General features: G+C 48.0%; 11 protein-coding genes. All 11 read left to right on the top strand.

The features are described 5' to 3' along the window. The coding region (locus tag GXO76_05980) for a hypothetical protein (protein ID NOY77403.1) at nt 1-346 on the top strand (346 nt) is incomplete at its 5' end. After that, nucleotides 343-729 carry a NusG domain II-containing protein gene (locus GXO76_05975; GenBank protein NOY77402.1) on the top strand — a complete coding sequence of 129 codons (387 nt, stop codon included), beginning with the start codon at nt 343-345 and terminating at the stop codon, nt 727-729. The genes GXO76_05980 and GXO76_05975, both read left to right, overlap by 4 nt. A 10-nt stretch (nt 730-739) precedes the next feature. Further along, on the top strand, nt 740-1,273 hold the full coding sequence (locus GXO76_05970) for a Gx transporter family protein (protein ID NOY77401.1): 534 nt from the start codon (nt 740-742) through the stop codon (nt 1,271-1,273). A 9-nt stretch (nt 1,274-1,282) separates the two neighbouring features. Beyond that, a complete protein-coding gene (locus GXO76_05965; GenBank protein ID NOY77400.1) occupies nt 1,283-3,010 on the top strand; it encodes a SpoIIE family protein phosphatase in 1,728 nt (575 codons plus the stop codon). Nucleotides 3,011-3,245: 235 nt separating this feature from the next. After that, nucleotides 3,246-4,007: an enoyl-[acyl-carrier-protein] reductase FabL gene (gene fabL, locus GXO76_05960; GenBank protein ID NOY77399.1), complete on the top strand. Its 762-nt coding sequence runs from the start codon at nt 3,246-3,248 to the stop codon at nt 4,005-4,007. After that, on the top strand, nt 3,982-4,695 hold the full coding sequence (gene nth / locus GXO76_05955; GenBank protein NOY77398.1) for an endonuclease III: 714 nt from the start codon (nt 3,982-3,984) through the stop codon (nt 4,693-4,695). Before fabL ends, nth begins: the two co-directional genes overlap by 26 nt. 132 nt (nt 4,696-4,827) lie before the next feature. Continuing rightward, the gene (locus GXO76_05950; protein ID NOY77397.1) at nt 4,828-6,402 is read left to right on the top strand and encodes a succinyl-CoA synthetase subunit beta; all 1,575 of its coding nucleotides are present in this window, start codon (nt 4,828-4,830) and stop codon (nt 6,400-6,402) included. Further along, nucleotides 6,383-7,291 (top strand): succinate--CoA ligase subunit alpha, encoded by a 909-nt coding sequence (locus tag GXO76_05945; protein NOY77396.1) that lies wholly within the window; start codon nt 6,383-6,385, stop codon nt 7,289-7,291. Before GXO76_05950 ends, GXO76_05945 begins: the two co-directional genes overlap by 20 nt. Nucleotides 7,292-7,603: 312 nt before the next feature. Beyond that, nucleotides 7,604-8,389: a citryl-CoA lyase gene (locus GXO76_05940; protein ID NOY77395.1), complete on the top strand. Its 786-nt coding sequence runs from the start codon at nt 7,604-7,606 to the stop codon at nt 8,387-8,389. 49 nt (nt 8,390-8,438) lie between these two features. Next, on the top strand, nt 8,439-8,972 hold the full coding sequence (locus GXO76_05935) for a hypothetical protein (GenBank protein ID NOY77394.1): 534 nt from the start codon (nt 8,439-8,441) through the stop codon (nt 8,970-8,972). Nucleotides 8,973-9,055: 83 nt separating this feature from the next. Then, nucleotides 9,056-9,558, top strand: a 503-nt coding sequence (locus GXO76_05930) for an isocitrate/isopropylmalate dehydrogenase family protein (protein ID NOY77393.1), incomplete at its 3' end; no start/stop codon positions are given.

Here is a 9,558-nt window from a genome sequence, read left to right as displayed (position 1 = left end):
TTTAACCAATCAGATTGAGTTGGAAAAAAATCTGAATGCAGGGATAGCGGCATTCAACGGGCAACATTACGTTCAGGCCATTCATTATTTTGAGAAGGTTTTGGATGGGGAACCCTCCAACGAAAAAGCGGCGAGTTACTTGAAAACTTCGAAGGAAGAATTAAGCAAAGAAGTAAAGTCCTTGTTACAAACAGGAATCGAAAAATATTCTCAAGAGGATTATCAGGCGGCAATTAAAATATTTTCCAATTTGTTGAAACTGGATCCTCAAAATGACGTGGCCCGGGAATACTACAATCGGTCGGTTCTTAAGGAAAAAACTATTCAGAAACTTCAGAAAAAATGAGGCCGCTTTTTAAATATTTTTCCCGGGGGGATTGGGTAATTATTGGGGCCTTGCTGGTGGTTGCCGGTGCCGGGTTTCTCCTGAATCTGCAGGGTAATTTTAAAAAAGGGACGTCGGTTGTAATCGAGTACAGAAATCATCCCATTTACCGATTGCCGTTAAATAAGGATCAAAGCCTTTCTGTTCCGGGTGATTCAGGAGGATTGGTTCTTCAGATTCGGAAGGGAAAGGTTTGGGTGAGTCAGTCTCACTGCCCCCACAAAATTTGCATGCGCATGGGGAAAATCTCTCGTCCGGGCCAGATCATTGTTTGTGTCCCCAATCGTATCGTGATTCGAATTACCGGCCCAAATCAGCCAACCTTTGACGTTATCACCCAATAATCGATGACTCATGAGACGCGATTCCTTAAAAAAATGGATTATTCTGTCATTATTAACAGCCAGCGGATTACTGCTCTTCGGAATTGAAAGCTTTTTGCCTCAGCCTTTGCCCGGCGGCAAAATCGGGTTGTCGCACATTGCAACCCTTCTGGCCCTGTATCTATTCGATGTTGAAGCGGCCTTTTGGGTCGTGCTGCTTCGGATATTCATTACGGCCCTCTTGTTTGGCGGATTCTTTAATCCTGTTTTTTATTTTGCATTGACGGGCGGCGTACTGGCCACGGCGGTGATGGGCGTTGTCAAAACCTATGGCCGGGGAATTTCAATTGTGGGCAACAGTATTTTGGGGGCGTTTACCCACAATACAAGCCAGTTGATTTTGGCCTATTTTTTATTTGTGCGAAGCGGTGAACTTTTCTGGTTGTTTCCGTATCTTACACTTGTATCGATTGTTTCCGGAACTTTGATTGGAGTTTTATCGAAACTTCTCTTAGATTATATCATAAAAATTGAAGAGAAAAATCTTACAGAAGCAAATATCTAACGGACCGCCATGAAAGTCAGATTATTAGCCAGTCAGGAAAAAGAAATTACACGTTCGCTCTGGAAAATTATATCCTCGAATCTTCAGATTTACTCACTCATGAATGCCGTTTTGGATTTGTTTCAGGAAATCTATCCCTACAAAAAGGCGGCTATTTTTATTCTTTGCCGGATGAAAAAGGTTATTGAATATGAGGTTACACGCGGGTACAGTCGGGAGGCCTATGTCTCTCTTAAGGAGATAGTGGCTCCCAGAATACAGCAGGAATTCGAAAAGCACGGTCTGGAGCCGCTCATAGTGAACCGAAATCTGGTTGCGACCAAAGGCACAACACTTGAAGCCGATTCTATTCTCGTTGTTCCGCTGGTCCATTCGGAGCAGTTGATCGGCTTTATTATGATTGAATTGGAGCAGCCCGGAAGCATTGATCACAAAACACTCGAATTCCTGGGATTTCTGGGATTGCAGGTTTCTGTTTCCATTGAAAATGCCCGTCTTTATCGGCAAATTCAACGGGAGTCCCTTGAGAAAACGCTCCTCCTGGAGGTGGCCAAGAAGATCAGTTCCTCAATCGAGCTGGATGAAGTGTTAAATTTGATTATCGATTCGGTTCGTCAAGTGATTCCGTATGATGCCGCGGGGATTTTCCTGACGGACAAAAAAGGCAATATTCATCCGGAAATATTGCGCGGCTACGATGCCGAGGCGGTTAAAAAGGCCGATCTAAAGGTGGGTCGGGGATTGATTGGGGTGGTTGCCAAATCGGGGAGAGGGCTTATTATCAACAATGTTCTCAAGGAAAAGCGCTATATTATTGCCCGGAAAGAGACGCGGTCGGAGCTCATTGCACCGCTCTATTGGCGGCGGAAAATTATTGGTGTTCTCAATATTGAATCGGACAAAGAGAACGCATTTGTGGAATCCGATTTATCCCTTCTGGAAGCGCTGGCCGGCCACGCGGCTATTGCCATTGAAAATGCCCGCCTTCACCAGCGTTTGATGGAACAACAAATGCTTGAGCGGGAAATGCGTCTGGCCCGGGAAATTCAAAAGACATTGCTTCCGAAGCGCCTGCCGCGTGTACCGGGATATGAATTTTCAGCCGTGAATCTTCCTTCCCGGTTGGTCAGCGGTGATTTTTACGATATTGCCCGTTTGAAAAAGGGTGATATCAGCATTTGCATCGGCGATGTTTCGGGGAAAGGGGCGCCGGCCGCCCTGATGATGGCATCCCTGTATTCGGCCTTTAAAAGCCGCATTAATGAAAATTGGACAGTCGATCGTCTGGTTGCCCGATTGAATCGAATTCTTTATGAACACACACTGCCGGGAAAATATGCCACCTTTTTTCTGGCAGAATTAAATCCCAAAGAGAAAATCCTTGAGTTCTGCAACGCCGGGCATAATCCACCGATCTTAATTACACAGACGGGCCGGATAAAATTTCTTGAAACGGGCGGTACGGTTCTGGGATTTGTGAAAAATCCGCCCTACCGGCGCGAAAAGATCCGGCTGAAATCCGGTGATCTGTTGTTTTTTTACACGGACGGACTCATTGAAGCCAGCAATCCCAAAGGAGAATTCTTTGAGATGGCTTTGCTTCTGGACATCCTCATTACCAAGCACAACCTGGGTGCCTACCAGATTCGGAAGGCCATTTTAAAGGCAGTTTCCAATTTCACACAAAAGGATTATCTTGAAGATGATCTGACGATCATCGTGGTGAAGATTCACTAATTCGTCCGCTTATTTTAATTATGATAACCTTCGTGACTCAGGGTCTTCATGGCGAAAATTTGTGAATAATGCAGGTTAAATAAGTCTTGATTTTTTTGTTTGTAATTTGTATAATTTAAAAGAAAAATGAGAAGATGCTTATGTTGTCAGCGGATGGTGAATCCGCTTTCTTTTTATCTATTCTACGGTATTTGTAAGAATTCATTTCGAAAAACAGGATGTTTTGGGAGGACATATGCTGCAGGATCTCAAAGGAAAAAAAGCTCTTGTTACGGGAGGGTCACGTGGCATTGGGCGAGCCATTGCCGTGCGTTTGGCGGAAGCGGGTGCGGATGTGGCCATCAACTATCTCAGGCAAAATACACGGGCCCTGGAAACGGCCAAAATGATTGAAAATGCCGGGCGTCGTGCCCTGATTCTCAAGGCCAACGTGGCGGAACAAGATCAAATAACGGCCATGTTTGGGGAAATCGAAAAGGAGTTTGGTCATCTGGATATTCTGGTCAGCAATGCGGCCTCCGGCGTGCTGAGACCGGCTCTTGAGCTTACCATGCGGCACTGGCACTGGACCATGGACATCAACGCTGCCACGCTTATCCCTCTGGCCCAGCATTTTTACGCCATCAAGAAACCGGATTCCGAAGGAATTATCATTGCCGTGTCCAGTTTGGGAGCCATTCGAGCTATTCCCAATTACACGGCTGTGGGTGCGTCGAAGGCGGCTCTGGAATCCATTGTTCGGCATTTGGCGGTGGAATTGGCCCCGAAAAATATTCGGGTGAATGCAATTTCCGCGGGTGTTGTGGATACGGATGCGCTCAAACATTTTCCCAATCGGGAGGACATTCTGAGAGAATCCCTGAAACGAACCCCGGCCGGCCGTCTGACTACCCCGGAAGATGTGGCGAATGTGGCCATTTTGCTCTGTTCCGATCTGGCAAAAATGATTCAGGGACAGACCATTATTGTAGATGGAGGATATTCCATTCTTGGGTAAGCCTGACGCCGTGGTGAATTATTGGGTTGTCCCCGAAACCGATTCGGAACCGGAAAAAGGGGACAGCCATGCAATCGAGGTATTGGATCGCCTGAAAAAAGTTTACCCGGATGCGACCTGCACGCTGGACTTCAAAACACCGGTCCAATTGCTGGTGGCCACCATTCTTTCCGCCCAGTGCACCGACGAACGGGTCAACAAGGTGACCCCGAAGCTGTTTAGGAACTACCCCACAGCGCGCGACCTGGCTGAGGTTCCCATCGAAAAACTGGAGGAAATCATTCGTTCGACGGGGTTTTATCATCAAAAAGCCAGGAGCATTCAGGAATCCTGTAAAATCATTGTCGGGAAACACGGCGGCGAGGTTCCCGATTCCCTGGAGGCGCTTGTCCGGCTGCCGGGCGTGGGACGGAAGACAGCAAATGTCGTTCTGGGAAATGCCTTTGGAAAAAATGTGGGCGTCGTGGTGGATACGCACGTGGGCAGGCTTTCGCGGCGATTGGGTCTGACAGGGGAGAAAAATCCTGAAAAAATCGAAAAAATTCTTATGCAGAAAATTCCCCGCAGCGACTGGACCCTGTTTTCGCATCTGTTGATTGAACACGGGAGAAAAGTCTGCACCTCCCGTGCGCCCAAGTGTGAGGAATGCTTCTTGAAGGATTTGTGTGTGGAGTACGGGAACCGCTGATCTTAGGATGCAAAATTAACGAATATCTTGTTGACAAAATCGCAGGAATTCAATATTTTCCATATACGGGATGCTGCATCTATTTTTGATCCGGTTGACATGAAAACCCAGAAAAAATAATAGAGGAAAAACGTGGCACGATTATTTGAATATCAAGGAAAAGAATTGCTGAAGGCGTTTAAGATTTCAGTTCCGGAGGGAAGGGTTGCCTCCTCGCCCGGGGAGGTCAAAGAGATTGCTGCTGAAATCGGAAAGCCTGTCGTTTTAAAAGCCCAGATGTGGACGACAAAACGGGCCTCTCTTGGGGGCATTCAGTTTGCTGATACGGCAGACGAAGCGTTTGAAAAAGCAGAAGACCTGTTTCGCCTGTCTGTCAAGGGATTTCGTGTGGAAAAGGTGTTGGTCGAAGAAAAGCTGGCCATTCAAGAGGAATTTTACACGGGAATTATCATCGACGACACCTCGAAATCCCCGCTGATTCTGTTCAGCTCCGTCGGAGGAACCGGGATTGAGGAAATTGCAAAGGCACATCCGGACAAATTGGGCAAAATGTCCATCGATGTTCTGACGGGATTGCGGGATTACCAGACGAGAAATCTGGTTCGCAAAACGGGCATCCACGGAAAATTGCAGGTGCACATTGCCAATGTGTTGGTCGGATTGTGGAAAATCGCCAAAAAGTACGACGCACGCGCGGCCGAAATCAATCCTCTTGTTCTGACGGAAGACGGGACCATTTTTGCTGCAGATTGCCGGTTAACCATCGATGACTATGCCATCTACCGCCACCCGGAGCTGGGAATAGAAATTGCCCGGGAGTTCGATCATCCGCCCACGGAGCTTGAGAAAATTGCCTACAAAGTGGAAAAAAATGATTATCGGGGAACCTTCTATTTTATTCAATTGGAGCAGGGGTTCAAAAAGGGAGAAGGGTACATCGGGTTTCATGGCGCCGGCGGCGGTGGTTCCATGATGTCGATGGATGCCGTGAATAAACAGGGATTCAAGATCGCGAATTTTACGGACACCAGCGGAAATCCTCCGGCATCCAAGGTGTACCGGGCGGCAAAAATTATTCTTTCGCAAAAGGGAATAGACGGGTATTTTGGTTCGGGATCGGGTGTGGCCAGTCAGGAGCAATTCCATTCGGCCAGGGGGCTGGTTAAGGCCTTCAGGGAGGAGCGGCTTTCCGTTCCGGCCGTTATTCGTTTGGGGGGAAATGAAGAAGACCTTGCCGTAGAGATTTTGACAAAATACACCAAGGATTTACCGGCCCCGGTTGAAGGGTACAAAAAAGACGATTCTGCTGATTATTGCGCGGAGCGACTGCGACTTTTGGTAGATACGTACAAGGAATCCGGCGAGCCCCCTAAGCCCTTTGTGAAACCGACGGCTGAGAAGCCTTACACCTTTCAAACGCTTACAGGAAGCGTGACATTTGATTACGCCAAATGCCAGACCTGTGAATCGAAAGCGTGCATTGCGGCCTGCCAGCCGGAAATCCTGAAATTGGACGGTGAGTTTCCGGTTCTGGCCATCGCAGAAGAGGAGGCCAAAAAGGGCAAATGCACGGAGTGTTTGGCCTGCGAATTGGCCTGCGAATTTGAAGGGAATAAGGGCGCTTTCATCGATTTGCCGATTCCGGGTTTGGAAGAGTACCGTAAGAAAACTGGATTTTGGAGGAACAATGTCGATTCTGATCGATAAAACAAAAAAGGTTCTGGTGCAGGGAATTACGGGGCGGGAAGGCCAGGCGCGTACCCAATTGATGTTGGATTACGGGACGCAGGTGGTTGCAGGTGTGACGCCCGGTAAGGGGGGAATGCAGGTTCACGGGGTTCCTGTGTTTGATACAATCGAAGAGGCTCAGGAAAATGTGGGTCAAATCGACGTGAGCGTGGTCTTCGTTCCGGCACCGATTGTCAAAAACTCGGCCCTGGAGGCTCTTGAATCAGGCATTAAGCTGCTGGTACTGGTCCCGGATCGCGTTCCGATTTACGACGTGCTCGAAATTGTAAAGGCCGCACGCTCAACGGGGGCCAGTTTTGTGGGTCCCAATACGCTGGGTCTGCTCAGTCCGGGCAAGGCGGTGCTGGGCATGATGGGAGGACGAGCGAAATCGGCCAGGCAATGGTTTAAGCCCGGTCATGTGGGTGTTTCGTCCCGGAGCGGAGGAATTACATCGTCCATTGCGTACTATTTGTCGAAAAGCGGGATTGGGTTGAGTACCATTGTGCATGTGGGAGGCGATCCGATCGTAGGCCTGCCTCATCCGGAAATCATGAAACGATTTGAGCAGGATCCGGAAACGAAGGCGGTGGTCATGTTTGGCGAGATTGGGACATCTCAGGAAGAACAGGTAGCCGATCTGATTGAAAAGGGTGAGTTTACCAAACCGCTTATTGCCTACATTGGCGGAAAAGCGGCCAAAGAGGGAACCCGATTTTCTCATGCCGGGGCCATTATTGAAGGGGGGCGGGGAACCTACGAAGGAAAGGTAAAGCGGCTCAAAGAAGTAGGTGCCCACGTGGTGGAGTCGTTTAATGACATCCCGCGGGTCACCGGAGAGGTGTTGCATTCAATGGGGCTTTCGTAGAAATTACGATTACAACTTTTCTCATTTTTCAATGGAATGGCACTTTCTGATGTTGTGTAAATTGGTGCAAATTCACAGGACGGTTTAATCATTTGACTCTACTGGAATTTTTATAGGAAAAGCAATATTTCTGAATAGTGAGGCACGGCCTCTTTTTGATCCACCCCCTGACTCCCCCTCCCTGATCTCAGGGAGGGGGCCGGAGGGAGGGTCAGAATGGAATGCTTTCTGTGTTTTAGGAAAATAAATCTACAAAAAAGCCAGTAGAACCAATCATTTCAATCACTAATGGACGAAACGTGGAGACCATAAATGGACGATTTACACTGGAAAACAGCAATTACAAAAATTGAACCGAACAAGATCAGTGTTCGCGGATACCCCGTAGATGAACTGATGGGGAGCATTTCCTTTCCACAGGCGGTTTACCTGATCTTGAAGGGGGAATTGCCTCCCGAAAATGTAGGCAAACTCGTGGAAGCCATGCTGGTTTCCTCAATCGATCACGGAGCCACACCGCCTTCTACCCTGGCGGCCATTACGATTGCCTCAACAGGTGCTCCCTTGAACTCGGCGCTTGCCGGAGGCATTCTGGCCATTTCAAAATGGCATGGCGGGGCCATTGAAGAGTGCATGACGATTCTTCACAAAGTTGAAGAGTCGGCCAAAACAGAGACTCTTTCCTTTCAGGAAGCAGCGGACCGACTGGTGAAAAGCTATCGCGAAAAGAAGATGAAGATTTCCGGTTACGGGCATCGGTTTCACACCCAGGATCCGCGCAGTAAGAAATTATTCCAGCTGGCAGAAGAACTGGGTGTAGCCGGGACATACGTGGAAATCGCCCGGGCACTTGAAGGTGCCATTGAAAGCAATTTGGGTAAGAAGCTGCCCATCAATGTGGACGGGGCCATTGCGACCATGCTCTGCGAATTGGATTTCCCATCGGAATTGGCCAATGCATTTTTCATCATGGCGCGTATACCGGGGCTGGTCGCGCATATTTATGAAGAACAGACACGCTACAAGCCGATGCGAAAAATTCACCCGGCCGATCACGAATACGACGGTCCCGAAGAACGGCATTTGAATGAATCGTAAATAATTTTAGTCTGAAAAAAATACTAAAAAGCAATAGGAGTATCATTACATGCGAGACGATCTTTTGAAAGTCATTCCGGAAATCAGCGACATTCAGGATCAGGCGCTTCGGGAAAAGGTTCTGGACGTGTGGGAAGAAGCAATGGCTCATCGAAACTGGACAATTGACGAACTGCTGTCGATTCCCTTTACGCTTCTGAAAGAAAACGTCAGAATCACCTTTTTGGAACATGTTCGAACCGTGTGTCGAATGTGCCTGGCCATTGATTCCGTTTTAACAGAGGCCTATGGCGACCGAAAAACACCGGTGAATCGGGACTATCTGGTGGCCGGTGCGCTCATTGCCGATGTGGGAAAGCTATTCGAATATGAGAAAAAAGACGGAAAAATCGTGAAAAGCAAACACGGGCGGTATTTAAGGCACCCCTTTACGGGAGTTGCACTCGGATTTAAGCATGAATTACCGGACGAAGTTTTGCACATTGCCGCTGTTCATTCGAAAGAAGGCGAGGGTTTCAAGAGGTCGCCCGAAGCCATTATTTTTCACCATTCAGATTTTATTGATTTTGATTTGATTGAATAGCCGGACCAAAAGACATGCTGAGAAAAATGCAGTATTTAATGAACCAAAAATCAATTGTCCGAACCAAATAAAGGAATAAATAAATGGCAAAATATAGAATTGCAGTATTGCCCGGCGATGGCGTGGGTAAAGACGTCATGGAAGCGGCCATGATTGTGCTGAATGTCATTGATTTGGATGCGGAATTCGAATATGGGGATATAGGCTGGGAATTCTGGGTGAAAGAAGGCAATCCCTTGCCGGATCGGACCATTAATCTGCTGAGAAACACGGATGCATGCTTGTTTGGTGCCATTACATCCAAGCCAAAAGATGAGGCCGAAAAGGAACTTTCGCCGGAACTCAAAGGAAAAGGATTCACCTATTCCAGCCCGATTGTGGGTCTTCGGCAGTTGTTCAACCTTCACACGAACCTTCGTCCGTGTAAGGCGTATCCCGGGAATCCCTTGAACTATCGAGACGATATCGACCTGGTCGTTTTTCGGGAAAACACGGAGGATTTGTACGCAGGCGTAGAATTTCACCCGGTTCCGGAAGCCGTTATGAAAACCCTGCTTGAGAATCATCCGAAAATGGCCCGGTTTAA

The organism is Calditrichota bacterium, from assembly GCA_013151735.1.
Taxonomy (GTDB): Bacteria; Zhuqueibacterota; JdFR-76; order JdFR-76; family BMS3Abin05; genus BMS3Abin05.
The sequence above is the reverse complement of the archived record's forward strand: the minus strand, read 5'-3'. Positions and strand labels throughout refer to the sequence as shown.